This is a genomic window from Streptomyces sp. NPDC006458 (assembly GCF_040612135.1).
Lineage (GTDB): Bacteria > Actinomycetota > Actinomycetes > Streptomycetales > Streptomycetaceae > Streptomyces.
In genome coordinates, this window is record NZ_JBEXPR010000017.1 from 111201 (window position 1) to 138016 (window position 26816).

Here is a 26816-nt window from a genome sequence, read left to right on the forward strand (position 1 = left end):
ACGCCGACGCTGTGGACAAACGGTTCCCGAAGGCGCCCGCGAGCCGGTGCCCCGGCCGGTCGCCACCCGGCGCGGCACCACCCGTCACAGCGGCTACAGTCGGCCCCATGACCAAGTGGGAATACGCAACCGTGCCTCTGCTCGTCCATGCCACGAAGCAGATTCTGGACACCTGGGGCGAGGACGGCTGGGAGCTCGTCCAGGTCGTGCCCGGGCCGAACAACCCCGAGCAGCTCGTGGCCTACCTGAAGCGCCCGAGGCCGGGGAAGGCGGCATGAGCGCGGTCGAGGCGAAGCTCGCCGAGCTGGGGCTGACCCTGCCGCAGGTCGTGCCGCCGCTGGCCGCGTACCAGCCGGCGGTGCGCAGCGGCGTGTACGTGTACACCGCCGGCCAGCTGCCCATGGTGGAGGGCAAGCTCCCGGTCACCGGCAAGGTGGGCGCGGAGGTCACCCCGGAGGAGGCCAAGGACCTGGCCCGCATCTGCGCGCTGAACGCGCTCGCGGCCGTGAAGTCCGTCGCCGGTGATCTGGACCGCATCGCGCGCGTGGTGAAGGTCGTCGGATTCGTGGCCTCGGCCTCCGACTTCACCGGCCAGCCCGCCGTCCTCAACGGCGCCAGCGAACTGCTGGGCGAGGTCCTCGGCGACAAGGGCGTGCACGCGCGCAGCGCGGTGGGCGTCGCGGTGCTGCCGCTGGACGCGCCGGTCGAGGTCGAGGTCCAGGTGGAGCTGACCGAGGCGTGATCGCGGCCTGATCGCGGCTCCGGGGGTCGGTCGCCCCGACCCCGGGGCCGGACCGGGTCCGGTGCGCCGGCCCCTCCGGGCGCGGTGACCACTTCCCCTGCCCGGTGACCACTTACCCGGCCGGTGACCACTTCGCCCGGTGACCACTTATCCGGCCGGTGATCACTTCGCCCGGGCGGTGATCACTTCGCCCGGGCGGTCGTCACTTCGCCCGGCCGGTGACCGGCCTCCTCCCGGTGGCCGATGATCCACCACCTCTCGAACATCCGCCCGCCACGGGATAGCCTCCGGCCATGGCGAACGGTCAGTGGTACCCCCCTCAGTGGCCGGACCGGATCCGCGCACTCGCGGACGGCACCCTCACACCCGTGACGCCCCGGCGCGCGGCCACCGTCGTGCTGCTGAAGGACGGCCCCGACGGTCCGGCCGTGCACATGCTGCGCAGACGCGCGTCCATGGCCTTCGCCGGAGGGGCGTACGCCTACCCGGGCGGGGGCGTCGACCCGCGCGACGACGACCACCAGATCCGCTGGGCGGGCCCCACGCGCGCGTGGTGGGCCGAACGCCTCGGCGTGGACGAGCGCGGCGCCCAGGCGATCGTCTGCGCCGCCGTGCGCGAGATGTTCGAGGAGGCCGGGGTCCTGCTCGCCGGGCCCGCCGCGGACGCGGTCGTCGGCGACACCACGGGAGAGGACTGGGAGGCCGACCGCGCGGCACTCGTCGCGCGTGAACTGTCCTTCGCCGAGTTCCTCGACCGCCGCGGCCTGGTGCTGCGCTCCGACCTGCTGGGCGCCTGGACCCGCTGGATCACCCCGGAGTTCGAGGAACGCCGCTACGACACCTGGTTCTTCGTCGCGGCCCTGCCCGCCGGGCAGCGCACCCGTGACGTCTCCACGGAGGCGGACCGCACGGTGTGGATCCGCCCCGAGGACGCGGCCGCCGGGTACGACAAGGGCGAGCTGCTGATGATGCCGCCCACCATCGCGACGCTGCGCCAGCTCATGGCGTACGCCACGGCCGCCGAGGCGCTCGCCGCCGCGCCCGGCCGGGACCTGGCTCCGGTGCTCGCGCAGGCGCGTCTGGAGGGCGGCGAGATCGTGCTGACCTGGCCGGGACACGACGAGTTCACCAAGCACGTCGCGACGGGCATCGCCGAGACCTCCGCGCAGGCCCCGCAGACCCCGACGGGTGGAGCCCGATCATGACCGACGCAAGCGCCCTGCCCGGCCAGCCGCGCGGCGCGGTCCTGTCCGGCCCCGCCACCGCGCGCGCGGTGAACGTGCTGGCGCCCAACGCCTCCGCGATGACCCTCGACGGCACCAACACCTGGATCCTCGCCGAGCCGGACTCCGACCTGGCCGTGGTGGTCGACCCCGGCCCGCTGGACGAGGGCCACCTGCGCACGGTCGTCGACACCGCCGAGAAGGCGGGCAAGCGCGCCGCCCTGACCCTGCTCACCCACGGTCACCCGGACCACGCCGAGGGCGCCGCCCGCTTCGCCGAGCTGACGGGTACGCGCGTGCGTGCCCTCGACCCGGCGCTCCGGCTGGGCGACGAGGGCCTGGCCGCCGGGGACGTCGTCGAGCTCGGCGGCCTGGAGCTGCGGGTCGTGCCCACACCCGGCCACACCGCCGACTCCCTGTGCTTCCATCTGCCGGCCGACCGCGCGGTGCTGACCGGCGACACGATCCTGGGACGCGGAACGACGGTCGTGGCACACCCCGACGGGCGGCTGGGCGACTATCTGGACTCCCTGCGGCGCCTGAGGTCCCTCACGGTCGACGACGGGGTGCACACCGTCCTTCCGGGCCACGGGCCGGTCCTGGAGGACGCCCAGGGCGCCGTGGAGTTCTACCTCGCCCACCGCGCCCACCGCTTGGCCCAGGTCGAGACGGCCGTCGAGGACGGCTACCGCACGCCCGGACAGGTCGTACGGCACGTCTACGCCGATGTGGACCGCTCCCTGTGGCCCGCCGCCGAGCTGTCGGTACGGGCGCAGATGGAGTACCTGGAGGAGCACGGCCTCATCTAGGGGCTGTCGTCGGATCATGTCGGCATCGCCCGGGGCCTGGCGTCAGGACCATGTCGGCGTCGGCCGGCGGCGCGGCCTCACTCGGTCCGCGGCGCCTTCGTGCCGTGCACGCGCGTGTACTCCGCCTCCAGCCAGGGCCCCAGGTCGTCGACGTAGGACCGCAGGACGGCGAGGTCGTCGGTCGGCTCGTGGCCGAGGGCGGCCGCCGCGCGGAGCCGTTCGGCGCGCTCCGGGTAGTAGGCGGCGAAGGCCTCGGCCATCCGGTGCAAGTCGCTGGTCCAGCCGTTCCAGCGCGGCATGACCAGGGTGAAGCCGGTGCGGACCAGATGCCGGGACGTGTACCGGACCAGGCGGCGGCGCGCCTCGGGGGCCGTGGCCTCGGCGATGCGTTCCCGCCAGCGCGGCAGGAGCAGCGCCAGGTCGCCGTTGGTCTCCCGGGCGAGTAGGGTGTCGGGGCGGTAGCGCGGCAGATACTCGGCGAGGTCCTCCCCGAGGAGCGGCGTGCACAGACACGCCACGAACCAGCCCAGGTCGTACGTCTCCAGGTCGCTCAGCAGCCGCGCCCTGCTGTAGAGCAGCGTGCCGACCCCGTCGACCTGCTGGAACCGCTTGTCGAGCGAGGCGTCCAGCGCCCGTACGGCGTCCCGGTCGGTGTCGGCCGGCTCCTCGCGCAGCGCGACCAGCAGGTCCAGGTCGCTGCGCCCTACGCGCGCGGTGCCGCGCGGGACGGACCCGTAGAGGTACGCGCTGTGCAGCCGGTCGCCGAGGAGGTCCAGGAGCCCGTCACGGGCCGCCACGACCACGGGCCGGAAGGCGTGCGGGATGCGACCCAGGGAGCCCTCGCGCTCGATGCAGCCCTGGGCGTCCAGGCCCGGCCGCGGGGCGCGGGCGGCGCGGTGCACCGTCTCGGTCATGGGGCCACTGTGCCCCGCTCAGGGCACAGCGGCAGCGCATTTTCGGCGCGGGCGGACGAACGTCACCGGCCGTTCAGGCCGGCGTCACTCACCGGGAGCGCTTGGCCAGCCGCTCGACGTCAAGCAGGATCACGGCCCGCGCCTCCAGGCGCAGCCAGCCGCGCTGGGCGAAGTCGGCGAGCGCCTTGTTGACCGTCTCGCGCGAGGCGCCGACCAGTTGGGCCAGCTCCTCCTGCGTGAGGTCGTGGACGACGTGGATGCCCTCCTCGGACTGCACGCCGAAGCGCCGCGAGAGGTCCAGCAGGGCGCGCGCCACACGGCCGGGCACATCGGAGAAGACCAGGTCGGACATGGCGTCGTTGGTCTTGCGCAGTCGCCGGGCGACGGCGCGCAGCAGCGCGGAGGCCACCTCGGGGCGGGCGTTCAGCCAGGGCTGGAGGTCGCCGTGGCCGAGGCCCAGCAGCTTGACCTCGGTCAGCGCGGTGGCGGTGGCGGTGCGCGGGCCCGGGTCGAACAGCGACAGCTCGCCGATCAGCTCGCTGGGGCCGACGACGGCGAGCATGTTCTCGCGGCCGTCGGGGGAGGTGCGGTGCAGCTTGACCTTGCCCTCGGTCACGACGTAGAGCCGGTCGCCCGGGTCGCCCTCGTGGAACAGGGAGTCGCCCCGCGCCAGCGTCACCTCGCTCATGGAGGCGCGAAGCTCCGCGGCCTGCTCGTCGTCGAGAGCCGCGAAGAGCGGATTGCGCCGCAGAACGTCGTCCACGAGTTCTCTCCTTGTCGACCTGCTCAGGGGATCTTGCTCCCCGGTGTACCAGGGGACCACGGTGCCCATTTTGCCGGACGGTCCAAACAGTGTGATCTGTCACAAGGATGCCGTACTGGTGTCCTGGGGTAAGCGGCAGGGGTCCAATTGGGCGCCGATCTTCAGGGTCCGGGGCGGATGTCGGTGGCGGGCCGTAGGCTGACCGAGTGTCCAAAACGCCGGTGAGAACGCAGGCCGAGGGGGCTGGGCGGATGGTTGTACGGCGGGATTCCGCTGTGGGCGAACAGACCCCTGACGGTGACAGGAAAGCGGCGAAAGCGACGAAAAGGGCGACGGCCGGGAAGAAGGCCGCCGTGGCCGGGAAGAAGGCCGCCGTGGCCGGGAAACCGGCCGCGGGGAAGCGGGCCGCTCCCGCGAAGAAGACGGCCCCGGTGAAGAAGACGACCGCCGCGAAGAAGACAGCCCCCGTGAAGAAGACCGCCGCCGTCAAGAAGCCCGTGGCCGTCGGCGCGAAGGGCACCTCCGCGGTGAAGGCCGCACCCGCGCGGACGGTCGCAGCCGCGTCGCCGAAGAAGGGCGAGTCGCACACCGCGCTGGTCCGCCGGGCTCGCCGTATCAACCGGGAGCTCGCCGAGGTCTTCCCGTACGCCCACCCCGAGCTGGACTTCGACAACCCCTTCCAACTGCTGGTCGCGACAGTGCTGTCGGCGCAGACGACCGACCTGAGGGTCAATCAGACGACCCCGGCGCTGTTCGCGAAGTACCCCACCCCCGAGGACCTGGCCGCCGCCAACCCGGAGGAGGTCGAGGAGATCCTGCGCCCGACCGGCTTCTTCCGGGCCAAGACCAAGTCGGTCATAGGGCTGTCCAAGGGGCTGGTGGAGCAGTTCGACGGGGAGGTGCCCGGCCGGCTGGAGGACCTGGTCAAGCTGCCCGGCGTGGGCCGCAAGACGGCGTTCGTGGTGCTCGGCAACGCCTACGGCAGGCCCGGCATCACCGTGGACACGCACTTCCAGCGGCTGGTGCGGCGCTGGCAGTGGACCGAGGAGACGGACCCCGACAAGATCGAGGCGGCCGTCGGCGCGCTGTTCCCCAGGAGCGACTGGACCGATCTGTCGCACCACGTCATCTGGCACGGCCGCCGGATCTGCCACGCCCGCAAACCGGCCTGCGGCGCCTGCCCCATCGCCCCGCTCTGCCCGGCGTACGGCGAGGGCGAGACCGACCCGGAGAAGGCGAACAAGCTGCTGAAGTACGAGAAGGCGGGCCTGCCGGGCCAGCGCCTGAACCCCCCGCAGGCGTATCTGGACGCGGGCGGCAGGCCCGCGCCGCCGCTGGGAGCCGGATGACGTGCCGGGCAGGGGAACGATCACGGCGGGTCCGGGCGTTGGACCGGGTGGAACGGGGGTGGCTATGACGCGCGCGAGCCATACGCGGGGCGGACCGGTGACGCTGAGCAAGGAGGGGCTGCCGGAGTGGCTGGATCCGGTGGTGCACGCCGTGGAGACGGTGAAACCGCTGGAGCTGAGCCGCTTCCTGCCCCCGGAGAACGGCGCGGGGCGCCAGTCCGCCGTCCTGATCCTGTTCGGCGAGGGCGAGCAGGGGCCCGAGCTGCTGCTGATGGAGCGCGCCGGCTCGCTGCGCTCGCACGCCGGGCAGCCCTCCTTCCCGGGTGGCGCCCTGGACCCCGAGGACGGTGACCCGAAGGCCGACGGCCCACTGCGGGCGGCCCTGCGCGAGGCCGAGGAGGAGACCGGGCTCGACCCGTCCGGCGTCCAGCTCTTCGGCGTCCTGCCCAAGCTCTACATCCCGGTCAGCGGCTTCGTCGTCACCCCGGTCCTCGGCTGGTGGCGCGAGCCGACACCGGTCGGCGTCGTCGACCCGAACGAGACCGCGCGGGTGTTCACCGTGCCCGTGGTGGATCTCACGGACCCCGAGAACCGCGCCACCACCGTCCACCCCAGTGGTCACAGAGGTCCCGCATTCCTGGTGGAATCGGCTCTGGTCTGGGGTTTCACGGCCGGTGTGATCGACCGCCTGCTGCACTTCTCCGGCTGGGAGCGCCCCTGGGACCGGGGCAGGCAGGTCCCGCTCGACTGGCGCTCATGACAGGGTGGCCTGCGTGCGGGGGACACTGGGTGCGTTTGCCGCGGCACAGCGGCCCGGCCCCCAGGCCGTGTGGAGTGGACGGAAGATGACGAGGCGAGGCCCGAAGCAGTGAACGTGCTGGACATCCTGTTGCTGGTCGCCGCCGTGTGGTTCGCGATCGTGGGCTACCGCCAGGGCTTCGTCGTCGGCATCCTGTCGGTGATCGGCTTCCTCGGCGGCGGCCTGGTCGCCGTCTACACGCTGCCCGTCCTGTGGGACGCGCTGACCGACAACGCCGAGGTCAGCACGACCGCCGCGGTCGTCGCGGTCGTCGTGGTGATCGTCTGCGCGTCGGTCGGCCAGGCGCTGACCACCCACCTCGGGAACAAGCTGCGCCGGCACATCACCTGGTCCCCGGCCCGCGCGCTGGACGCCACCGGCGGCGCCCTGGTCAACGTCGTGGCCATGCTGCTGGTCGCCTGGCTCATCGGCTCCGCCCTGGCCGGCACCACCCTGCCGACCCTCGGCAAGGAGGTCCGCAACTCCAAGGTGCTGCTCGGCGTCTCCCGGGTGCTGCCCGCGCAGGCCGACACCTGGTTCACCGACTTCTCCACGGTCCTCGCCCAGAACGGCTTCCCGCAGGTCTTCAGCCCCTTCGCCAACGAGCCGATCACGGACGTACGGCCGCCGGACCCGGCCCTGGCCGACAGTGCCGTCGCCGTCCGGGCCAAGCGATCCATCGTCAAGGTGATGGGCACCGCCCAGAGTTGCGGCAAGGTCCTGGAGGGCACCGGCTTCGTCTTCGACGACCGCCGGGTGATGACCAACGCGCACGTCGTCGGCGGCGTCGACGAACCCACCGTCCAGATCGGCGGCGAGGGCCGCCGCTACGACGCCACCGTCGTCCTGTACGACTGGAAGCGCGACATCGCCGTCCTGGACGTGCCCGACCTGAGCGCGCCCGCCCTGCGGTTCGCCTCCGGCGACGCCGAGAGCGGCGACGGAGCGATCGTCGCCGGCTTCCCGGAGAACGGGTCGTACGACGTGCGCGCCGCACGGGTGCGCGGGCGGATCCCGGCCAACGGACCGGACATCTACCACCGCGGCACCGTCCGCCGTGATGTCTACTCGCTGTACGCGACCGTCCGCCAGGGCAACTCCGGCGGCCCGCTGCTCACCCCCGAGGGCAAGGTGTACGGCGTGGTCTTCGCGAAGTCCCTGGACGACGCCGACACCGGCTACGCCCTGACCGCGGACGAGATCGCGGAGGACATCACCAAGGGCCGTACGGCGACCCAGCAGGTGGACAGCGACAGCTGCGCGCTCTGAGCGGCAGCCGCCAGGACGTCAGCCGTTGCGGGTGTCAGCCGCGGGGATGGCGCAGCCGTACCGAGACCCAGCGGGCCCGGCGGCGCAGAATGTCTGGAATGCCCACCCGGAGGTCGGAGCCCGGCAGCGGCGGGCCTCCTCGCTGGTGGGAGCTCAGGGAGTTGCCCGAGCGTCGGTCGCGTGCTGCGTCACTGTAGTCGTGCGTCCAGCCCATACCCCGACGTCTGCCCCTGCCCCAAGGTCGATAATCGCCGTCGTGGCCCCCAATTGGCCTATGCGCCGGGCAATTGGCCGTTCGTAGGACAGGTGTTCCGCTTCCGGGTACCGGGCGCACCGGCGCGGTCACGGACGGAGCCGGAAACGGTTCGGGCCGGGGCGCCCGTTCGGGTGAGGCGGGGGCGGTCAGCGGTCCGGCTCGGGGTCCTTCAGCCAGTTGATCAGCTCGGTGGAGAAGGCCACCGGGTCCTCCTCGTGCGGGAAGTGCCCGAGTCCGTCGAACAGCCGCCAGCGGTAGGGCGCCTCGACGTACTGGCCGGAGCCCGCCGCGCTGCGGGTCCGCGTCACCGGGTCGAGCGAGCCGTGCAGATGCAGCGTGGGCACCCGTACGGGCCGCTTCATCCGCCGGTTGAACTGGAAGCCGTCCGGCCGGGCCAGCGAGCGCACCATCCAGCGGTACGGCTCGATGGAGCAGTGGGCCGTGGAGGGGATGCACATGGCCCGCTGGTAGGTCCGTACGGCCTCGTCGTCCGGCAGCCGGGGGCCGGACCAGTCCCGGATCAGCCGCCCGACCAGCGCTCCCTCGTCGGCGACGAGCTGCCGCTCGGGGATCCAGGGCCGCTGGAAGCCCCAGATGTAGGAGCTCGCGGTGCTCTGCTTGACGTCGGCGAGCATCGCCGAGCGCCAGCGCCGCGGGTGGGGCATCGAGGCCACCGCCAGCCGGCGGATCAGCTTGGGCCGCATCACGGCCGCCGTCCAGGCCAGATAGCCGCCCAGGTCGTGGCCGACCAGCGCGGCGTCGGGCTCGCCGAGGGAGCGGATCACGCCGGTGACGTCGAGGGCGAGGTTCGCGGGGTCGTAGCCGCGTGGGGTGCGGTCGCTGCCGCCCACGCCGCGCAGGTCCATGGCGACGGCCCGGAAACCGGCGTCGGCAAGCGCGGTCAGCTGGTGCCGCCAGGTCCACCAGAACTGCGGGAAGCCGTGCAGCAGCATCACGAGCGGGCCGTCGCCGACCTCCGCGATGTGGAAGCGCGCGCCGTTGGCGGCGACCTCGCGGTGCGTCCAGGGCCCGTCCGGTCGGATGACCGAAGCGGGCGGGGCCGGGGGAGTGGCGGGGTCCGTCATGACGACGAGCGTGCCACAGCCTCGATGGCCTCGGGCGCACGCTCCTGCGTCAGCGCGGGCCGCGGGTGCGGCTTCGCGTTCTGCAGGACGTTCGCCGATTCCTTCATGGACGCGGCGACCTTCTGCGGACCCTTGCTCTTGGAGGTCTTCTTCGCGAAGACCACGCCGATCAGTGCCAGGACGGCCGCGACCAGGACGTTCGCCGCGAAGGACAGCAGGAAGCAGATGGCGAGGTTCCAGTCGCTCCACGTGCGAATGCCGTAGGCGAGGGCGAAGTTGAGCATCGGCAGGGAGAACACCAGCACCGCGCCGGCCACCGTGAAGGCGCCGCCGCTCGTCGCGCCGCGCTTGACGTCCTGCTTGAGCTGAGCCTTCGCCAGCGCGATCTCGTCGTGCACGAGCGCCGACAACTCGGTGGTCGCGGAGGCGAACAACTGGCCGATGCTGCGTTCGGCGCCGACCGGGCTGCCGTCGGGTGCGCTCATCGCGGTCTCCCTCTTCTGTCTGGATATGTGCAGTGTCTTTTGTACCGTCCCGTCAGATCATGCCGGACGGTGGTTCTCCTCGCTTGCCCCGCCCGTCACTTCGGCAAGCCGCGCGGCGGCCTTCTCCTCGGCGAGCCTGCGGTGCTCGGCCGCCTTGCGCTCGTGGATCTCGGCCATCCGCAGGTGGTAGTCCGGCTCGTCCTCCTCGTAGATGTCCGGGATGCCGTCCATGTCCTCGTCGCGCTCCTCGACCTCGCACAGGCGCCGGTACTCGGCGTTGCGGATCTTCAGCAGGACGGTGGCCAGGATCGCCGCGATCAGCGATCCCACCAGGACGGCGGTCTTGACCTCGCCCATCAGCGCGGGGTCGTCCTCGAACGCGAGCTCGCCGATGAGCAGCGAGACGGTGAACCCGATCCCGGCGAGCGAGGCGACGGCGAACACGTCCGCCCACTGGAGCTCCTCGCTGAGGGTCGCCCGGGTGAAGCGGACGGTCAGCCAGGTGCCGCCGAAGATGCCGAACGCCTTGCCCAGGACCAGGCCCAGGACCACACCGAGGGCCTCCGGCCTGGTGAACACTTCCGCCAGTGCCTCGCCCGACACCGACACACCCGCGTTGAACAGCGCGAACAGGGGTACGGCGAGTCCCGCCGACAGGGGCCGTACGAGGTGCTCGATGTGCTCGCCGGGGGACTGCTCCTCGCCCTCGCGGGTGGAACAGCGCAGCATCAGGCCCATGGCGACGCCCGCGATGGTCGCGTGGACGCCGCTGTTGAACATCAGCGCCCAGATCACCAGCGCCAGCGGTACATAGACGTACCACCCGCGTACGCCCTTGCGCAGCAGCAGCCAGAAGAGGGCGAGGCCGACGAAGGCGCCCCCGAGCGCGGCGAAGTCGATCTGCTCGGTGAAGAAGATCGCGATGATCAGGATCGCGAACAGGTCGTCGACGACCGCGAGCGTGAGCAGAAAGGCGCGCAGGGCGCTGGGCAGGGAGGTGCCGATGACCGCGAGCACCGCGAGCGCGAAGGCGATGTCGGTGGCCGTGGGCACGGCCCAGCCCTGGAGGGAGCCGCCGCCCACGGCGTTGGTGAGGGCGTAGACCAGCGCGGGCACCGCCATTCCGCACAGTGCGGCGACGACGGGCAGGACGGCGGCCTTGGGATCGCGCAGGTCTCCGGCGACGAGCTCGCGCTTGAGCTCGATTCCGGCGACGAAGAAGAAGATCGCGAGCAGCCCGTCCGCGGCCCAGTGCGCGACGGAGAGATTCAGGCCGAGGGCCTCGGGGCCGATGTGATGGTGCGCCACGCTCTCGTAACTGTCGTGCAGCGCGGGGATGTTCGCCCAGATCAGGGAGGCGGTCGCGGCGATCAGCAGCAGGACACCGCCGACGGTCTCGGTGCGCAGCGCGTCCGCGACGTAGGTCCGCTCGGGCAGGGACAGACGGCCGAGGAACTTGCGGGGGGTGGTGGTGCGGGGCGCGGACACGGGGAGGACCTCCGGTCGGTGGGCAGGACGGAGTACTTGCCGACCAGACTTCCCGGCGCACCTTTTTGTTTAGTTTACCTAAGGTGCGACGGGGCTGTCCGATGACCCTCACGTTAAGTGCAAAAGGGGCACCCGGCGCGGGGTGCGCCGGGTGCCCCTCGTCGTGCCGGGACTCAGTCCTCGCTGGATGCCGCGGGGAGCTTTGTCTGGATGAGGTCCATGACGGTTGAGTCGGTGAGGGTGGTGACGTCTCCGAGCTGGCGGTTCTCGGCGACGTCGCGCAGGAGGCGGCGCATGATCTTGCCGGAGCGGGTCTTGGGCAGTTCGGCCACCGGGAGGATCCGCTTGGGTTTGGCGATGGGGCCGAGGGTGGCGCCGACGTGGTTGCGCAGGGCGTCGACGAGGCCCTCGTCCTCGGAGGCGGTGCCGCGCAGGATGACGAACGCGACGATGGCCTGGCCGGTGGTGTCGTCGGCGGCGCCCACGACGGCGGCCTCGGCGACGGAGGGGTGGGAGACGAGGGCGGACTCGACCTCGGTGGTGGAGATGTTGTGGCCGGACACGAGCATGACGTCGTCGACGCGGCCGAGGAGCCAGATGTCGCCGTCGTCGTCCTTCTTCGCGCCGTCGCCGGCGAAGTACTTGCCCTCGAAGCGGGACCAGTAGGTGTCGAGGAAGCGCTGGTCGTCGCCCCAGATGGTGCGCAGCATCGACGGCCAGGGCTCGGTGAGCACCAGGTAGCCGCCGCCGCCGTTGGGTACCTCGTTGGCGTCGTCGTCGACCACGGTGGCGGAGATGCCGGGCAGCGGGCGCTGGGCGGAGCCGGGCTTGGCCTCGGTGACGCCGGGCAGCGGGGAGATCATCATCGCGCCGGTCTCGGTCTGCCACCAGGTGTCCACGACCGGGGTGGTGTCGGCGCCGATGTGCTTGCGGTACCAGATCCAGGCCTCGGGGTTGATCGGCTCGCCCACCGACCCCAGCACGCGCAGGCTGCTGAGGTCGAACTTGGCGGGGATGTCGTCGCCCCACTTCATGAACGTGCGGATGGCGGTGGGCGCGGTGTAGAGGATCGTCACGCCGTACTTCTGGACGATCTCCCAGAACCGGCCCTGGTGCGGGGTGTCCGGGGTGCCCTCGTACATGACCTGGGTGGCACCGTTGGCGAGCGGGCCGTAGACGATGTACGAGTGGCCGGTCACCCAGCCGACGTCGGCGGTGCACCAGTACACGTCGGTGGCCGGCTTGAGGTCGAAGACGGCGTGGTGGGTGTACGCCGCCTGGGTGAGGTAGCCGCCGGAGGTGTGCAGGATGCCCTTGGGCTTACCCGTCGTGCCGGAGGTGTAGAGGATGAACAGCGGGTGCTCGGCCTCGAACGCCTCGGGCGTGTGCTCGGCGGACTGGCGGGTGACGATGTCGTGCCACCACACGTCGCGGCCCTCGGTGAAGGCGACGTCCTGGCCGGTACGGCGTACGACGAGCACGTGCTCGACGTTGTCCACCTTGCCGATCGCCTCGTCCACGGCGGGCTTGAGCGCGGAGGGCTTGCCGCGGCGGTAGCCGCCGTCGGAGGTGATGACGACCTTGGCGTCGGCGTCCTGGATGCGGGTGGCGAGCGCGTCCGCGGAGAAGCCGCCGAAGACGACGGAGTGCGCGGCGCCGATCCGGGCGCACGCCAGCATCGCGACCGCCGTCTCCGGGATCATCGGCATGTAGACGGCGACCCGGTCGCCCTTGCGCACACCCAGCTCCAGCAGCGCGTTCGCCGCCCTGGACACCTCGTCCTTGAGCTCGGCGTAGGTGATGGCGCGGCTGTCGCCCGGCTCGCCCTCGAAGTGGATGGCGACGCGGTCGCCGTGGCCGGCCTCGACATGACGGTCGACGCAGTTGTACGCGACGTTCAGCTCGCCGTCCTTGAACCACTTCGCGAACGGCGGGTTCGACCAGTCGAGGGTCTCGGTCGGTTCCTTGGCCCAGGTCAGGCGCCGGGCCTGGGTGGCCCAGAAACCGAGCCTGTCAGCCTTGGCCTGCTCATACGCCTCCGCGGTGACGTTGGCGTTCGCGGCCAGGTCGGCGGGCGGCGCGAACCTGCGCTCTTCCTTCAGCAGGTTGGCCAGGCTTTCGTTGCTCACGACATCTCCCTTTCCCAGGGTGTCCGTTGTGTCCCAGGCCACAGCTCATCAGACCCGGGGGTCCGATGACAAGGGTCGTCCGAAAATTGGTGTAGACCTTTTGAGGTCCGGGCGCCGATCTCCGCCGATCTCCGCCGATCTCCTTCGGACCGAGCGCCGATCCCTGTGACCGGGGCGTACGACGATTCCCACGGACGGCCGAGCCGCGGGGTTCACGCATGTAGCCGCCCTCACACACCGGGGCCGGACCTCTGTACACGGCCCTGCCTTTCGTCCCTCAGCCCGTTCGGACGAACGCCGCCGTACCCCGGCCTTCCTGCCCCGGCGGCGAGCGGGCCAGCCGTGGCGGGGGTGCGGGGGGTGGTTGTCCCTGAGGTCGGCGGGGTGTGCGTGCCGGGGGTCTGGGGTCGCCGGCGTGGGTGGGTGAGTGGGTGGGTCGGGCGGTGAGTGCGGGCGGAGGGCGCCGGCGTCGGGGGCCGGGGGCGTGGCGGACTCAGGTTCGGTGTGGCCGGGCCGGGGCGCTTGCGTCCGCTGCCCCGGGCCCGCCCTCACGCTCACGCCGGGCTGCCTACCTCCTCCGCCCCCGCCACATGGTCGAACAGCTCCGCCCCGGCCCCGCCCGTGAGCAGATAGGCCTGGGCCTCGCCGACGTGGAAGTACACGCCGTGCAGCTCCAGCGCGCCCCGCCGCAGCCCGCGGGCCACCGACTCATGGGCACGCAGGTGCTCCAACTGCTGCACGACATTGGTCAGGCACAACTGCTCGACCGCGTCGGCCGGACGTCGCCCGGCGAGCCGGGCCCAGGGCCGGCTGTCGTCCGCCATCCGCTCCAGGCTCGGCAGGCCGTGCCGCAACCACCGCTTCAACGGCGTCCGCGCGCCTCCGGGCTCGGTGTTCAGCAGGGCCTGCATGGCCCCGCACCCCGAGTGCCCGCACACCGTGATGGAGCGCACCCGCAGCACGTCCACCGCGTACTCGATCGCCGCCGCCACCGAGTCGTCCCCGCTCTCCGCGCCCGGCAGCGGCACGAGATTGCCCACGTTGCGCACCACGAACAGGTCGCCCGGACCACTTGAGGTGATCATCGAGGTCACCACGCGCGAGTCGGCACACGTCAGGAACAGCTGCGACGGACGCTGCCCCTCCCGCGCCAGCCGCGCCAGCTCGCCCCGCACCAGTGGAGCGGTGTTGCGCTGGAACGCGCTGATACCGCGCACCAGCTGATGCTCGCCCGGCTCCCGGCCCTCGGGGCGGGGCTCGGGGGCGATGCCGGGGCCGGGGGTGGCGCTGGTCGGGGGAGAGTCGCCGGGGGCGAGAGCTCCGGCGGGCACGGGGGGCCCTGTGGGCAGGGAGAGGCCTCCGGGAAGTGGGGAGCCTCCGGCCTCGGGTGTGCCCCCGGCTCTGGGTGCGCCCCCGGCCCCGAGCGGCTCTCCGGACAGGAGAGGGTCTCCCGGTGCAAAGGCATCGTCGGACGTGGACGTGCTGTTCGGTGCCTGCGTCCCGCTCGGCGAGGGCCGCCCGCCCGGCGAGGGCGTTTCGCTCAGCGAGGGCATCCCGCTGGATGCAGGAGCCTCACGATGCGCGCCCAGGCGTCCGTCCGAGGCCGCTCCGCTCTCCGGCCCCGTGCACTGGTGGTTGCGCCAGGGCGTCCAGGGGCGGCACCGGCAAGGGGAGGAGTCGGCCGGGGTGTTCCCGATCCCGGCGCCCAGGCTCTCGCGGACGTCGGCGAGATCCGAGGGTTCGGCGATGCGGACTCCGGCGCGGCGTCCGGTCAGCTCGACCGCGCCTCCCTGGGCGGTGTGCGTGCTCTGCCAGTCGTGCAGCGTCTCGTAGGCCGCGTGGTCCATGAACGAGCCGTCCAACTCCACGACGACCTGGGTGCCTTGGGGTACGAGATGCAGGGCGCGGCTGAGCCGTGGCACCGCGAGGAACGTCAACTGGCCTCTTACATGTACGTGATGGACTCCTTCCTTCTCGTCGTGCGTGATGCGGGTGTGGGCGAGGCGGTTCATGGCGACGGCGACGGCCACGGCGATGCCGAGCGCCACGCCCTCCAGGACACCGAGCAGCACCACGCCGGTGATGGTGGCGGCGTAGACCAGCGCTTCTCGGTGGCGGGTCACCGTGCGGATGTGGTGAAGGGACACCATCTGGATGCCGACGGCCATCACCAGGGCGGCGAGCGAGGCGAGCGGGATGAGCTCCAGGATCGGGACCATCAGCAGCGCGGCGACTACTACGAGAACGCCGTGCAGCATCGTGGAGTTCCGGCTGATCGCGCCCGCTTGCACATTCGCGGAACTTCGTACGGCCACACCCGCCACGGGCAGCCCACCGAGGGCTCCGGAGACGATGTTGGCCGCGCCCTGGCCCAGCAGCTCGCGGTCGAGATTGGAGCGGGTGGGGCGGAGCTGGGTGCGGGGCCGGGGGGTGCCGGGGGTGGTCGTGCCGGGGCCGGCCGGGACACCACCCGGCGTGACGGCGACCGCCTGCTGGGCGGCGACCAGCTTGTCCACGGCGACCGCGCCGAGCAGCGACTGCACGCTGCACACCAGGGTGATGGTGAGCACGGCGGCGGCGATGCCGGTCACCGGTCCCTCTGGCAGGCCCACCAGGGCGTGACTGCTCCAGGACGGCAGCTCCACCTTGGGCAGGCTGAGCGCGGTGAGCGAGGCGGTCACGGTGGCCGCGGCGACGGCGACGAGGGGGGCCGGGACGATACGCAGCAGCCGCCCCGCCCGGCCCGGAAGTCTGGGCCAGAGCAGCAGCACGGCGAGCGTCAGGATGCTCATCGAGACGGCGGCGGGGTGCAGACGCGCCAACTGGGCGGGAAGTGCGCGGAGGTTGGCGAGCACCGAGCTCTGCGGGGTGCCGCCGAGGACGATGTGCAGCTGGGCGACGGCGATGGTGACGCCGATCCCGGCGAGCATGCCGTGGACGATCGCGGGGCTGACGGCGAGCGCGGTGCGGGCCACGCGCACTCTGCCCAGGAGCAGTTGGGTCATTCCGGCGAGGACGGTGATGGCGCAGGTTGTGCGCCAGCCGTACCGGTGGATGAGGTCGGCGGTGACGACTGTCAGGCCGGCGGCCGGCCCGCTGACCTGGAGCGGGGAGCCGCCGATCAGCCCGGCGACCAGTCCGCCCACGGCGGCGGCGACGAGGCCGGCCTGCAAGGGGGCGTCGGTGGCCAGGGCGATACCGAGCGAGAGGGGCAGAGCGATCAGGAAGACCGCGATCGAGGCGGACACGTCGGCGCCCGCGAGGCGCGGTCGGCGGCGGCGCGGGTCCGCCGGGGGGCTGTGCGGTCGGTGGCTGCGGCCGGTGCGGCTGGAGCCGGCGGAGGCGGTTTCCCCCGTGGGCGCGGGGCTGAGGGGCTGGGGGTAGGTGGCGGACTGGGAGTGCGTGGGGACGCTGGCTGACATTGTTCCCGTCTCCTCCGGGGCGGCGCGGTCGCGGAACAGGTGGTCCCCGCCCAGGAGGCGGGGTCGGGTCGCGGCCGTGGGTCACGGCGTGCAGCGGCGGGATGAATCAACGTTCGGTAAACGGATCGTAATTCAGAGTAAAGGCTCCGCCTGAATTTTCGACGCAAATGGGTTAATACACCACTCCGAATGAGTGAAGCAGTCTTTTGATCGGCTTGTCGTACTTATTCCTTCTCGGTCTCGTGCGAGGTTTGCGGCGCTGTCGGCTCGCCCGGCACATCACCTCGCACACGCCTCATCAGCGTTGGCCTGAGAGAAGGAAGAAGGTGGGCGGAAGATGGCCGCCACCCAGAGGATCGTCGCGGGCGCTGTGGCCGTCGCGGCCTGTGCCGCCTCCCTGGCCGGCTGCACGACGGGCAGCAACGGTTCGGAGCAGGGGGTGTCCGGCCCGCAGAAGGCGAAGCCGGCTCCGGCGCCCAAGAGCGCGACCCGCCTGATCGGCGACGGCTCCACCGCGTACACCGGGGCCCAGCCGCATCTGCCGAGGCCCGAGCGCCTGAAGCCCGGTCAGAAGCCCCCGCAGTTCGTGGTGTTCTCCTGGGACGGCGCGGGCGAGGACAGCCAGAAACTGTTCTCCCACTTCCGCAAGGTCGCCAAGGACAACAACGCGACCATGACGTACTTCCTCAGCGGTGTGTACATGCTGCCCGAGGACAAGCGCGACCTCTACCGGCCCCCGCAGCACTCCCCGGGCCGTTCGGACATCGGCTTCAACGACCAGCAGGGCATCGCGGACACAGTGAAGCAGCTGCGCCTGGCGTGGATGGAGGGCAGCGAGGTCGGCACCCACTTCAACGGCCACTTCTGCGGCAAGGGTGGTGGTGTCGGCGAGTGGTCGGTCGAGGAGTGGAAGGACGAGATCGCCCAGGCCAAGAGCTTCGTGAAGTCCTGGAAGACCAACACCGGGATGACGAAGGCGGCCCCGCTGCCCTTCGACTACGACAAGGAGCTCATCGGCGCCCGCACGCCCTGCCTGGAAGGACAGGACAACTTCCGCAAGGCCGCCCGTGAACTGGGCTTCCGCTATGACACCAGCGGCGTCAACAACCAGGTCTGGCCCGGCAAGAAGGAAGGGCTGTGGGATCTGTCCATGCAGCTCGTGCCCTTCCCCGGCCACACCTTCGAGCAGCTCACCATGGACTACAACTTCATGGTCAACCAGTCGGGCACCACGACTCAGGGCGACCCGGCCAAGTACACGTTCTGGGGCGACCAGATGCGCGACGGCCTGCTGGCCGGCTTCCAGCGGGCCTACGACGGCAACCGCGCACCCCTGATCATCGGCAACCACTTCGAGTCCTGGAACGGCGGCACCTACATGCGTGCCGTGCAGGAGGTCGTCGAGCGGGTGTGCACCAAGTCCGAGGTGCGCTGCGTCTCCTTCCGGCAGCTCGCCGACTGGCTTGACGCCCAGGACCCCGACACCCTGGCCAAGCTGGGCACCCTGAACGTCGGCGAGGCTCCCGGGCAGGGCTGGGAGTCCTTCCTGTCGGCCAACCCGGCCCCGGCCCCGAAGGGCGTGCCGGGAGCACCCGCCGCACGGCCGTAGAAGCTGTGCCCGGGGTGCGGGTGCGTACCCGCCGGTGCCTCCGGCACGGGTGGTAGGTCCCGACGGGGACGCGGCGGCGCCGGGGGCGGGCGGCGGCCGGCACGGGTGGTACCCGCCGGTGCCTCTGGCACGGGTGCGTACCCTCCGATGCGCCCGGCGTTCACCGAGCGAGCGGTCAGACGGGCTGTGTGACACTCCCGCTCAGGACGCTCTCACTCAGCACGAAGCCGGGGTCGACCTGCGCCGCCAGGTCGGCCCCGGTGCGCTCGTTGGCCCACGACTGGGCGTTCTTCAGATGGAAGTGGACCATCTGACGTGTGTAGCGCTCCCAGTCACGGCGCTCGTACGTCGCGTCGGCCGCGGCCTGCAACGCCTGCAGAGCATGGCCGTTGACGTCCTCCAGGAGTTCGAACCGGGGCGGTCGGCCCTTCTCCATGGCGCGCACCCAGTCGGAGTGCCCCACCGTCACAAGCAGGTCGTCGCCGACCTCGGCGCGCAGGAAGTCGAGGTCGTCCTGACCCTGCACCTTGTTGCCGACGACCCTCAGCTCGACGCCGAAGTCGCGGGCGTACTCCTTGTACTGGCGATAGACGGAGACCCCCTTCCGGGTCGGCTCGGCGACGAGGAACGTGATGTCGAAGCGGGTGAACATGCCGGAGGCGAAGGAGTCCGAGCCCGCCGTCATGTCGACGACCACATACTCACCGGGCCCGTCGACCAGGTGGTTCAGGCACAGCTCCACCGCTCCGGTCTTGGAGTGGTAGCAGGCGACCCCCAGGTCGGCGTCGGTGAAGGGGCCGGTGACCATCAAACGGACGGCGCCGCCGTCGAGTTCCACCGGCCGGGCGCAGGCGTCGTAGACCGGATTGTCCTCGCGCACCCGCAGCAGCCGTGAGCCCTCGCCGGGCGGGGTCGTCTTGATCATCGTCTCGGTGGAGGCGATGCGCGGGTTGCCTCCGCGCAGATAGTCCTTGATCAGCGGCAGCCGGTCGCCCATCGCGGGCAGCGCGGCGGCCTGCGCCTCGTCGAGGCCCAGCGCGGCGCCGAGGTGCTGGTTGATGTCGGCGTCGACCCCCACGACCGGTGCCCCGGTGGCCACCAGATGGCGGATGAACAGGGAGGACAGGGTGGTCTTGCCGCTGCCGCCCTTCCCAACGAAAGCAATTTTCATGTTCAGAAAGCGTAGTGGCGCAGGGTGCGGCTCAAAGGGCCGGACGTGAAGAAGACCACTCCTTCGTGGGGCACGGGCGCCGGTTGCGTACTGTCGTACCCATGAGTACGACAGGCGCGACCGCCGATCCGCTCGCGGCCCTGGGCGCACTGCCCGGCGTCCCCGACTCCGTCGAATCCGTGCGCAAGGCCGTGGACCGGGTCTACGGGCACCGCGTCATGCGCCGCCGCAGCAACGAGATCACCTCCGAGGCTGCGCTGCGCGGCGCCCGGGGTTCGGCCGCGTTGTCCGGCGCGGACTGGGCCCTGGAGGAGGTGCGCCGGCGCACGGACTTCAGCGTGGACGACGAGGCGCGCGTGATGGGCGGCGCGCTGCGGCTGACCGCCGAGGCGGGTCAGCTGCTGTCCATCTGGCGGCAGTCGCCGCTGCGGGTCCTGGCCAGGCTGCACCTGGTGGCCGCCGCGGACGACACCGACCGTGTGGGACGCCCGCGCCTGGCGGGCGAGGCGGTCGACGAGCCGCTGGTGGAGCTGCCCCTGCCGGACGCGGACGAGGTCTCCGCGCGGCTGGAGGGCCTGTCCGAGCTGATCGTGGCGGGCAGCTCGGCTCCGGCACTGGTCAGCGCCGCCGTCGTGCACGGCGAGCTGATGACGCTGCGCCCGTTCGGCTCGCACAACGGCCTCGTCGCGCGCGCGGCCGAGCGGATCGTCCTGGTCGGCAGCGGCCTCGACCCCAAGTCCGTCTGCCCGGCCGAGGTCGGCCACGCCGAACTGGGCCGCGCGGCCTACCTGGCGGCGCTGGACGGCTATGTCTCCGGCACGCCCGAGGGGATGGCCGCCTGGATCGCCCACTGCGGCAGGGCGATCGAGCTGGGCGCGCGCGAGTCGACGGCGGTGTGCGAGGCGCTCCAGCGCGGCGCGGCGTAAGTCGCCGACGGCGTGTGCCTGGACGCGGCGCAAGTCAATTGCGGCGTGCGCCGGGACGCGGTGTAAGTCACTGGCGGCGTGTACCTGGACGTGGCCCAGGTCGCCGACCGGGCGTGTGCTCGGACGTGGCCCAGGTCGCTGACAGGGCGCGTGCTTGAAAGAGCGACCTTCGAGGCAAGCGGCTTCCAGGCAAGCAGCTTCAAGGCAAGCGGCTTCCAGGCAAGAAGCTTCGAGGCAAGAAAAAAAGGCCCCCGTCGAGGGAGCTGAAAAGAGTTGCGGCGGTACGGGTATCCGTACCGCCGCTGGCATGTTCACCCGGTTACCAAGCGTCCTCGATATGTTGCCCATCAGGCCGGGGTCTTTGCCCGTCACCTGGTGCGGCTGGCCCGTAATCGACGGGTCGACGTCGCGTGGGTGCCCGATGTTCATGCGCGGTCCGTGGGCCAAATGCGTAGTGAAGGTGATCCTCTCGGATGTCCTTGGTCTCGCGGGCCGTTGACTCCTTTGTACTCCAGGTCGGGAGCAAGTGGTAGTCCTGGCCATACTTCTTTACTTTTAGGTTCAAACAGGACACAAGCGGGCCGTGGTCCGTCGACCGTCCGGCGCGGGGCCGGACCGCCGCGGGTCAGATCGTTGTCGCGCGGCGCCGACTCGCGTACCAGACGAGCCCCGCGGTGGCCGCCGCGGCGCCGATCGCGGCGGCCGCGACGAGTGCCGGGCGCGGCGGTACGGAGAAGGCAGGCAGCCGCTGCTTGAGCCGCACGGGCCGGTGGAAGTCGAGAACCGGCCACCCGCGCGCGACCGCCTCCCGGCGCAGCGTGCGGTCCGGATTGACGGCGTGCGCGTGGCCCACGGCCTCCAGCATCGGCAGGTCGGTCGCCGAGTCGCTGTAGGCGTAACACCTCGAAAGGTCGTACCCCTCCGACTCCGCCAGTTCCCTGATCGCCTCCGCCTTGGTGGGGCCGTAGGCGTAGTACTCCACCTCTCCGGTGAAGCATCCGTCGTCCCCTACGACCATCCGGGTGGCGATCACGCGGTCCGCGCCCAGCAGTTCGCCGATGGGCTCGACGACCTCCGCGCCCGAGGTGGAGACGATCACGACATCACGGCCGGCGGTGTGGTGCTCCTCGATGAGCGAGGCGGCCTCGTCGTAGATGATCGGGTCGACGATGTCGTGCAGTGTCTCGGCGACGATCTCCTTGACCTGCTGGACGTTCCAGCCGCGCACCATCTGGGAGAGGTAGTCGCGGGTGCGTTCCATCTGATCGTGGTCCATGCCGCCCACGAGGAACACGAACTGGGCGTATGCGGTACGCAAGGCGGCCCGGCGGTTGATCAGACCGCCTTGGTAGAACGACTTGCTGAACGTGAGTGTGCTCGACTTCGCAATGACCGTCTTGTCCAGGTCAAAGAAGGCGGCTGTGCGGGGCATCGAGTGGTTTTCCACGACCCTGAGCATAGGCGCAGCCCATTCGGCGTAAGCTGGGGCCTGTGGGTTTGCCTGAGAAGGCTCTCGGGTACACCATGGAAGTCACGGATCGTTCGCGACCGTGCTAACCCGGTCCGGCTCCTCCCCCCCCGAGTCGGCCCGTGGGGACGACCCCCGCTCTCCCCCCCGGCGGGGGTCGTCGCATGTCCGGGTGGGTTTTCTCTTTCTTCGCGCGGCATGAAGCCGCTCCGGGGCGGCCGTGGCCGCCCCTTTCGTCATGCCCATGATCCGTCACTTTCAGTAGTCGTCGGACTCCTCTGCGGAAGTCGCACAGGAGATGGTGCAGGGGTCACCGGTATGGGTGACGGCGATATTCACAGCCGCCGGGTCGTCCACAGGAATTGACCAAGATCCACACGATTTCCGGGATCGCTGCACCGTGATTCCAGCGCGCTCCGAACGCGACGAGTTGTGACCACTTCCCGTTTGTCGGACGCGTTTGGCCGGTTTCTGTCGGCCGCTCAAATGGAGGCCGGTCTCCCGGTTCTTCACACGGATGGGAAACGCGGGGCCGAAGAGGCCGCGCGGGACACGCAGCGAAGGGGGAAGTCGCGCCATGGCCGACGTCATCACACCCGAATCACCGCCCGGCGCCGGAGGCCGGCAGGGCAGACCGCTCATCGTCACCGAGGACGCCGAGCTTCTGGACGATCTGCTGCGGCTATGTGCCGCCGCCGGTGCCACGCCCGAGGTCCATCCCGCCGTGCCCGCTCGCCGCGGCGGCTGGGAGGCCGCACCGCTCGTGCTGGTCGGTGACGACGCCGCCCGCCGGGTGCGTGGGGCCGCCCGTAGACGAGGAGTCGTGCTGGTGGGCCGTGACCAGGACGACTCCGGGGTCTGGCGGCGGGCCGTGGAGATCGGCGCCGACCACGTCCTGATGCTTCCCGACGGCGAACAGTGGCTGGTCGACCGCATCGCGGATGTCGCCGAAGGCGTCGGCCGGCCCGCCCTCACCGTCGGAGTGATCGGCGGCCGCGGCGGCGCCGGAGCCTCCACGCTCGCGTGCGCCCTCGCCGTCACCTCCGCACACGAAGGCGTAAGGACCCTGCTCGTGGACGCCGATCCGCTCGGTGGCGGACTCGACGTGCTGCTCGGCGGCGAGACCACCGTCGGCCTGCGCTGGCCCGCCTTCGCCGGATCACGCGGACGGGTCGGCAGCGGGGCCCTTGAGGAGTCGCTGCCCGAGCTGCACTCCCTGCGGGTGCTCAGCTGGGACCGCGGCGACCGCGTCGCAGTACCGCCGCAGGCCGTGCGCGCGGTGCTCGCCGCCGCCCGGCGCCGGGGCGGCACGGTCGTCGTCGACCTGCCCCGCCGCTTCGACGAGAGCGTCGCCGAGGCCCTGTCCCAGCTCGACGTCGGCATCCTCGTCGTCCCCGCCGAACTGCGCGCCGTCGCCGCGGCCGGCCGTGTGACCGCCGCGTTCGGCATGGTCCTGCGCGATCTGCGGGTCGCGGTCCGCGGTCCCTACGCCCCCGGCCTCGACGAGCGCGAGGTCGCCCGCCTCCTCGGACTGCCGCTGATCGGCGAGGTCCCCGTCGAGTCCGCGCTGCTGCGGCCGCACGGCCGCAAAACCCCGCCGGGCGCGGGTGGGCGCGGCCCGCTGGCCCGCTTCTGCAAGGAGTTCTGGGAGCGGGCGCTGATCGAGGCAGGTGCGGCATGAGCGCGCTACCTGGGCTTGAGGTGCCCACTGCGAGTCAGGCCGCGGCCCACGGTGGTGCCGGGGCGGGATCCGTGCCGCCGGAGGGCGGACGGCTGTTCGGCGGGAGGCGGCTCGGCGGGAGTGGCGACGGAACGGCTGTCGCGGTTCTGCCGGGGGCACGACGGCCGGGTGCGGGTGGCGGACTGACGCCCGAGCTGCTGGAAGGTGTGCGGCGGCGGCTGGCCGAGAGCGGGGCCGAGCCGACGCCCGCGCGGGTGGCTCAGGCTCTTCGGGAGCAGGGCCGGGTGCTCGGGGACGCCGAAGTGCTGGGCGCGGCCGAGCAGTTGCGGTCCGAGCTGATCGGCAGCGGGCCGCTGGAGACGCTGCTCGCCGATCCCTCGGTGACCGACGTGCTCGTGTCGGCTCCCGACCGGGTCTGGGTCGACCGCGGCGGCGGCCTGGAACTGACCCGGGTCGCCTTCACCGACGCCGCGGCGGTACGACGGCTCGCGCAGCGGCTGGCCGCGGTGGCAGGGCGGCGTCTCGACGATGCCCGGCCCTGGGTCGACGCCCGGCTGCCCGACGGCACTCGGCTCCACGCGGTGCTGCCCCCGGTCGCCGTCGGCTGCACCTGTCTGGCCCTGCGAGTGGTGCGGCCGCGCGCGTTCACGCTCGACGAACTCGTGGCGGCGGGCACGGTTCCGCCGGGCGGGGACCGCGTGCTGCGGGCCCTGCTGCGGGCGCGGCTGTCCTTCCTGATCAGCGGAGGCACCGGCAGTGGCAAGACGACCCTGCTCAGCGCGTTGCTCGGGCTCGTCGGGCCGGGCGAGCGGATCGTGCTGGCCGAGGACTCCGCGGAGTTGCGGCCCGACCATCCGCACGTCGTACGACTGGAGACCAGACCCGCCAACCAGGAGGCTGCCGGCCTCGTCACCCTTGAGGATCTCGTCCGCCAGGCCCTGCGGATGCGGCCCGACCGGCTGGTGGTGGGCGAGGTGCGCGGCCCCGAAGTGGTGCATCTGCTCGCGGCGTTGAACACCGGCCACGACGGCGGCGGAACGGTGCACGCGAACGCCGCGGCGGACGTCCCCGCCCGTCTGGAGGCGCTCGGCACGGCGGCCGGGCTCGATCGGGCCGCACTGCACAGCCAGTTGGCCGCCGCCCTGTCGGTGGTGCTGCACCTGGCGCGCGACCGGGCCGGGCGGCGCCGGATCGCCGAGGTCCATGTGCTGGAGCGGGACGCGGCTGGGCTGGTGCGAACGGTGCCCGCGCTGCGGTGGGGCGCACGGGCGTTCGTGCGCGAGCGGGGGTGGGAGCGGCTGCGGGAGTTGCTCCGGGACGACTGCGGTGAGGCGGAGGTCTGTGGACCGCTGCCGGTGGACGGAGGGGAGAGGGCGCGTGAGCGCGATGAGTGAGATGGGGGTCGCGGCGGCCCTGGTGTGTGCGGTGGCGGCCGCCTGGCTGGCCGGTGAGTGGCAATCCGGGTCCAGGCGTGCCCGGTTGCTGCTGGCGGGTGGTGGGGTGGTGGGCACGGGTCCGCCGCCGAGGTGGCCAGGACCGGCCCGGCACCTGCGGCGCGTGCGGGAGCAGGTGAGGCCCGAGTGGTGGTCGCCCGCGGTGGGACTGGTGCTGGCCGTGCTGGGCGCCTCGGTGCTGCCGGCCGTCGCGGGGGCGGCCGGGTTGCCGGTCCTGAGGCGGGTGCGGCTTGCCCGGGAGGCCAGGCGGGCGCGGGAACGGCGAGGGGACGCGGTCATCGCGCTGTGCGGAGTGCTCGCCGGGGAGGTGCGGGCCGGGCGGCAGCCGGGTGAGGCGCTGCTGCGGGCCGCGCAGGAGTCCGGCGGCCTCGGCCCGGCCCAGTCGGCGGTGCTGGCGGCGGCCCGGTTCGGCGGGGACGTGCCCGAGGCGCTCGCGACAGCGGCGCGGCGTCCGGGCGCCGAAGGTCTCCTGGGACTGGCCGCGTGCTGGCGGGTGGCCGTGGACCAGGGTGCGGGTCTGGCCGCCGGACTGGACCGGCTGGAAGGGGCGTTGCGGGCGCAGCGCGACCAGCGTGCCGATCTGCGGGCCCAGTTGGCGGGCGCCCGCTCCACCGCGGTGATGCTGGCCGGGCTTCCGGCTCTCGGCCTACTGCTCGGCGGCGCCCTCGGTGCGGAGCCGCTGCGGGTGCTGTTGCACACCGGGGCCGGGCTGGGCTGTCTGCTGGCTGGCGGGCTGCTGGAGGGCGTCGGCCTGTGGTGGGCGCTGCGGATCGTGCGGGGAGCGGAGGCGGCATGAGCCAGGAGGTTGTCCACAGGCTGTGGGTGGTTCTGGTGACGGGCGCAGCCGTGTTCTGGGTGGCCCACCGGCTGGCCGGGGTGCGGCGCGAGCGCCGGGTCCGGCGACGGCTGGCCGTACTGCTCGCCGTGGAGGCGGCGGTGGGCCGGGAGAGGCGTCCCAGTGTGGTCCCCGCACTGCGGACCTGGCTGGCACCGGTCGGCGTGGTGTGCGCCGGGTGGGTGCTGGCCGGCGGGTTCATCGGAGTCCTGGTCGGACTGATCGGGGCGGGGGTCCTGTCGCGGTGGCGGCGCGGGCGGGCGGAAGCCGAGGACACGGCGGGAGGGCTCGATGCCGCACGGGCGGCCCAGGGCGCCCGTCAACTCCCGCTCGCCGCCGATCTGCTGGCCGCCTGCATCGCCGCCGGGGCCGGTCCTGTGGCCGCGGCGCAGGCGGTGGGGGAGGCGCTGGGCGGCCCCGTCGGAGAGGCACTCGCGCGGGGAGCGGCCGAGGTCCGGCTCGGTGGGGAACCGGCCGGGGCCTGGCGCGGACTCGCCGCGGTGCCGGGCGCGCAGGGCATGGCGCGGTTGTTGGAGCGCGCCGACGTCTCGGGGCTTCCGGCGGCGGGACCCGTCTCCCGGCTCGCGGCGGACGCCCGCGCCGACTGGACCCGCACCGCGACGGCCCGCGCGAGAAGGGCGGCCGTCCTGGTCACCGCGCCGGTGGGGCTGTGCTTTCTGCCCGCCTTCATCGCCGTGGGTGTGCTGCCCGTGGTGATCGGGCTGGCGGGTGAGGTGCTGGGCGGGGGTCGGTGACGGCGGGTGGTGGCGGGTCCTGGTCGGTGGCGCCGGGCGGGGGTGGTTGGTCGGGTCGGTGACGGAGAAGGACGCCGTGAACCGGGCGGGTGACGGAGGACGGAGGTGGTGGATCGAGTCGGTAACAGTGCGGTGGTGGCGGCGGTGGCGGCGGTGGCGGTGGGCAGAGGCGGTGAATCGGAGC

The 26816-nt window shown here is 72.1% G+C and carries 23 protein-coding genes; 13 read left to right on the forward strand and 10 right to left on the reverse strand.

The genetic code is table 11. From position 1 onward, the window contains the following. Positions 1–107 precede the first annotated feature (107 nt). The 4 genes from ABZZ79_RS23445 to ABZZ79_RS23460 all read left to right on the forward strand — a co-directional run bounded on the left by ABZZ79_RS23445 (position 108) and on the right by ABZZ79_RS23460 (position 2774). Positions 108–278, forward strand: a complete 171-nt coding sequence (locus ABZZ79_RS23445) for a DUF4177 domain-containing protein (RefSeq protein ID WP_356691618.1) — start codon at positions 108–110, stop codon at positions 276–278. Next, positions 275–742 (forward strand): RidA family protein, encoded by a 468-nt coding sequence (locus tag ABZZ79_RS23450; RefSeq protein WP_356691620.1) that lies wholly within the window; start codon positions 275–277, stop codon positions 740–742. Before ABZZ79_RS23445 ends, ABZZ79_RS23450 begins: the two co-directional genes overlap by 4 nt. Positions 743–1035: 293 nt before the next feature. Continuing rightward, the gene (locus ABZZ79_RS23455) at positions 1036–1947 is read left to right on the forward strand and encodes an NUDIX hydrolase (protein ID WP_356691622.1); all 912 of its coding nucleotides are present in this window, start codon (positions 1036–1038) and stop codon (positions 1945–1947) included. Further along, positions 1944–2774 (forward strand): MBL fold metallo-hydrolase, encoded by an 831-nt coding sequence (locus ABZZ79_RS23460; protein ID WP_356691624.1) that lies wholly within the window; start codon positions 1944–1946, stop codon positions 2772–2774. Before ABZZ79_RS23455 ends, ABZZ79_RS23460 begins: the two co-directional genes overlap by 4 nt. Before the next feature lie 77 nt (positions 2775–2851). On the opposite strand, the gene ABZZ79_RS23465 is transcribed toward ABZZ79_RS23460, so the two are convergent. Both ABZZ79_RS23465 and ABZZ79_RS23470 read right to left on the reverse strand, forming a co-directional pair. Continuing rightward, positions 2852–3688: a nucleotidyltransferase domain-containing protein gene (locus tag ABZZ79_RS23465; protein WP_356691626.1), complete on the reverse strand. Its 837-nt coding sequence runs from the start codon at positions 3686–3688 to the stop codon at positions 2852–2854. 88 nt (positions 3689–3776) lie between these two features. Beyond that, complete coding sequence (locus tag ABZZ79_RS23470) at positions 3777–4451, reverse strand: Crp/Fnr family transcriptional regulator (RefSeq protein WP_133928442.1); 675 nt, start codon at positions 4449–4451, stop codon at positions 3777–3779. A gap of 251 nt (positions 4452–4702) precedes the next feature. Between ABZZ79_RS23470 and nth the strand changes: the two genes are divergently transcribed. The 3 genes from nth to ABZZ79_RS23485 all read left to right on the forward strand — a co-directional run bounded on the left by nth (position 4703) and on the right by ABZZ79_RS23485 (position 7868). After that, positions 4703–5800: an endonuclease III gene (gene nth / locus ABZZ79_RS23475; protein WP_356691629.1), complete on the forward strand. Its 1098-nt coding sequence runs from the start codon at positions 4703–4705 to the stop codon at positions 5798–5800. A 64-nt stretch (positions 5801–5864) separates the two neighbouring features. Beyond that, positions 5865–6560, forward strand: a complete 696-nt coding sequence (locus ABZZ79_RS23480; RefSeq protein ID WP_356691779.1) for a CoA pyrophosphatase — start codon at positions 5865–5867, stop codon at positions 6558–6560. A gap of 108 nt (positions 6561–6668) precedes the next feature. Then, on the forward strand, positions 6669–7868 hold the full coding sequence (locus ABZZ79_RS23485) for a MarP family serine protease (RefSeq protein WP_356691631.1): 1200 nt from the start codon (positions 6669–6671) through the stop codon (positions 7866–7868). A gap of 34 nt (positions 7869–7902) precedes the next feature. Here ABZZ79_RS23485 and ABZZ79_RS23490 read toward each other — a convergent pair whose 3' ends face one another. The 6 genes from ABZZ79_RS23490 to ABZZ79_RS23515 all read right to left on the reverse strand — a co-directional run bounded on the left by ABZZ79_RS23490 (position 7903) and on the right by ABZZ79_RS23515 (position 16733). Then, a complete protein-coding gene (locus ABZZ79_RS23490; protein WP_356691633.1) occupies positions 7903–8082 on the reverse strand; it encodes a hypothetical protein in 180 nt (59 codons plus the stop codon). 188 nt (positions 8083–8270) lie between these two features. Next, positions 8271–9209 (reverse strand): alpha/beta hydrolase, encoded by a 939-nt coding sequence (locus tag ABZZ79_RS23495; protein ID WP_356691635.1) that lies wholly within the window; start codon positions 9207–9209, stop codon positions 8271–8273. Beyond that, a complete protein-coding gene (locus tag ABZZ79_RS23500; protein WP_356691637.1) occupies positions 9206–9694 on the reverse strand; it encodes a phage holin family protein in 489 nt (162 codons plus the stop codon). Before ABZZ79_RS23500 ends, ABZZ79_RS23495 begins: the two co-directional genes overlap by 4 nt. Positions 9695–9751: 57 nt before the next feature. Beyond that, positions 9752–11182 (reverse strand): Na+/H+ antiporter NhaA, encoded by a 1431-nt coding sequence (nhaA, locus tag ABZZ79_RS23505; protein ID WP_356691639.1) that lies wholly within the window; start codon positions 11180–11182, stop codon positions 9752–9754. A 173-nt stretch (positions 11183–11355) separates the two neighbouring features. Beyond that, positions 11356–13311, reverse strand: coding sequence for an acetate--CoA ligase (acs, locus tag ABZZ79_RS23510; protein WP_356691641.1), 1956 nt, complete (start codon positions 13309–13311; stop codon positions 11356–11358). A gap of 554 nt (positions 13312–13865) precedes the next feature. Continuing rightward, positions 13866–16733: a SulP family inorganic anion transporter gene (locus ABZZ79_RS23515; protein WP_356691643.1), complete on the reverse strand. Its 2868-nt coding sequence runs from the start codon at positions 16731–16733 to the stop codon at positions 13866–13868. Positions 16734–17070: 337 nt separating this feature from the next. Here ABZZ79_RS23515 and ABZZ79_RS23520 point away from each other — a divergent pair, with 337 nt between their 5' ends. After that, the gene (locus tag ABZZ79_RS23520) at positions 17071–18342 is read left to right on the forward strand and encodes a hypothetical protein (RefSeq protein WP_356691645.1); all 1272 of its coding nucleotides are present in this window, start codon (positions 17071–17073) and stop codon (positions 18340–18342) included. Positions 18343–18517: 175 nt separating this feature from the next. Here ABZZ79_RS23520 and ABZZ79_RS23525 read toward each other — a convergent pair whose 3' ends face one another. Further along, entirely contained in the window at positions 18518–19513 is a 996-nt protein-coding gene (locus tag ABZZ79_RS23525) for an ATP-binding protein (protein WP_356691647.1), read from the reverse strand. Positions 19514–19614: 101 nt separating this feature from the next. Here ABZZ79_RS23525 and ABZZ79_RS23530 point away from each other — a divergent pair, with 101 nt between their 5' ends. Then, positions 19615–20439 (forward strand): oxidoreductase, encoded by an 825-nt coding sequence (locus ABZZ79_RS23530; protein WP_356691649.1) that lies wholly within the window; start codon positions 19615–19617, stop codon positions 20437–20439. 625 nt (positions 20440–21064) lie between these two features. Here ABZZ79_RS23530 and ABZZ79_RS23535 read toward each other — a convergent pair. After that, positions 21065–21898: an HAD family hydrolase gene (locus tag ABZZ79_RS23535; RefSeq protein WP_356691651.1), complete on the reverse strand. Its 834-nt coding sequence runs from the start codon at positions 21896–21898 to the stop codon at positions 21065–21067. A gap of 586 nt (positions 21899–22484) precedes the next feature. Here ABZZ79_RS23535 and ssd point away from each other — a divergent pair. The 4 genes from ssd to ABZZ79_RS23555 are packed head-to-tail and all read left to right on the forward strand — an operon-like array spanning position 22485 to position 26632. Next, the gene (ssd, locus tag ABZZ79_RS23540) at positions 22485–23588 is read left to right on the forward strand and encodes a septum site-determining protein Ssd (RefSeq protein WP_356691653.1); all 1104 of its coding nucleotides are present in this window, start codon (positions 22485–22487) and stop codon (positions 23586–23588) included. Continuing rightward, positions 23585–24982: a TadA family conjugal transfer-associated ATPase gene (locus ABZZ79_RS23545; protein ID WP_356691655.1), complete on the forward strand. Its 1398-nt coding sequence runs from the start codon at positions 23585–23587 to the stop codon at positions 24980–24982. Before ssd ends, ABZZ79_RS23545 begins: the two co-directional genes overlap by 4 nt. Beyond that, positions 24975–25838 carry a type II secretion system F family protein gene (locus tag ABZZ79_RS23550; protein ID WP_356691781.1) on the forward strand — a complete coding sequence of 288 codons (864 nt, stop codon included), beginning with the start codon at positions 24975–24977 and terminating at the stop codon, positions 25836–25838. Before ABZZ79_RS23545 ends, ABZZ79_RS23550 begins: the two co-directional genes overlap by 8 nt. After that, positions 25835–26632 (forward strand): type II secretion system F family protein, encoded by a 798-nt coding sequence (locus ABZZ79_RS23555; protein ID WP_356691657.1) that lies wholly within the window; start codon positions 25835–25837, stop codon positions 26630–26632. Before ABZZ79_RS23550 ends, ABZZ79_RS23555 begins: the two co-directional genes overlap by 4 nt. The last annotated feature ends 184 nt before the right edge of the window (positions 26633–26816 follow it).